Source organism: Streptomyces sp. SID12501, assembly GCF_010550245.1.
Classification (GTDB): Bacteria; Actinomycetota; Actinomycetes; order Streptomycetales; family Streptomycetaceae; genus Streptomyces.
Genome location: NZ_JAAGLU010001005.1, coordinates 1 through 393, shown reverse-complemented (window position 1 = coordinate 393; position 393 = coordinate 1). Strand labels below are relative to the sequence as shown.

Here is a 393-nt window from a genome sequence, read left to right as displayed (position 1 = left end):
GCGGGACTTCCTGATCTGGCAGGCGTGCGAGGTCGCGTACTTCCTGGGCATCTGGTTCTACCTCGCCTACACGAGCAGTGGGGACAAGCACCAGGGCCTGCCCCTGGAGGGCTATCAGTTCGCCATCGCCGCCCACCTGGTGGGCACGCTCTACCTCTGCGCGGTCGTGGTGCGGGACATCCTGCTGCCCGAACGGGACGTCGTACGGCGCGACGGCTCCGACGACCCGTCCGGCGGTGTCCTGGACGGGGCCGAGGACAGGTTCGTGCTCCCGAACGCGACGAAGGCGCCGCGGGAAGCGGCGCCTTCGCAGGGACAGCGGGTCGACTGGGGCACGAACCCCGGCGACTGATCGGGTCAGGCGTCGAGCACCCGGTCGAACTGCGTGGTGGT

1 pseudogene is annotated in these 393 nt (G+C 69.7%); it reads left to right on the top strand.

From position 1 onward, the window contains the following. Positions 1-352, top strand: a pseudogene (locus G3I71_RS49555) (hypothetical protein); the annotation flags it as partial. Between the last annotated feature and the right edge of the window lie 41 nt (positions 353-393).